The organism is Rothia sp. HMSC061C12, assembly GCF_001815755.1.
Classification (GTDB): domain Bacteria; phylum Actinomycetota; class Actinomycetes; order Actinomycetales; family Micrococcaceae; genus Rothia; species Rothia mucilaginosa.
In genome coordinates, this window is the sequence record NZ_KV821882.1 from 1 (window position 1) to 668 (window position 668).

The 668-nt window shown below is 49.0% G+C and carries 1 pseudogene; it reads right to left on the minus strand.

Annotation, left to right across the window (positions count from 1 at the left end):
• Nucleotides 1–571 (minus strand): annotated as a pseudogene (locus HMPREF3055_RS09175) (Fic family protein); the annotation flags it as partial.
• Nucleotides 572–668 lie beyond the last annotated feature (97 nt).

Genomic DNA, 668 nt, shown 5'->3' on the forward strand with positions numbered 1-668 from the left:
GGGGGATATGTACATCCTTAGTTCCGTTAGTGATACGAACCGGACCAGTACGGAAAAGCTCTCCATCCAGATGATCTTTATCATCCAAATATCCCTCAAGTAGGGTGTCATATAGTTTTCGTACTTCCTCAACCGTAGCAGGTGGCTGACGATCTCCTAGAGTCGTCAACAGACTCGTAAATTCCACCGCACGTTTTGCTCGTGGGTCTTCGCTATCACCAGTAGCAAGCGCGTCGGAGATGATTTGTCGGGTTGTATGTACACCCTCGATACGATCGGTAGCCACAATACTACGCACCGTTAAATCAAGCAGATAGCTTGTCATAGCTGCGCGAGGCAAGCGAGAGCTCAGCTGCCCAATGCGGCGTTCACGTTTCATAATACGCTCGAAGGAAGCAAGTGCAGCGCGATCAACCAGATAAAACAGAGGATGGTTTCCGACTTTAAAAGTATCGATAAGGTATGTGGAATAGCCATTACGACGTGCCTGCAATTCCGCCTGAGCCGTAGCCTCACCGCGTTCATGAAAAATACTTTTGAGAGTCCGGTACCCGTTACCAGCGCCGCTCATCGGGGCCTCCTTGATGGTGCAGAATTGGCGATGTTTCCTTGTATCCCAAATTTACAGGAGATAGCGTAAAAAATCCCAGTTTTTTTCACCGCAACCC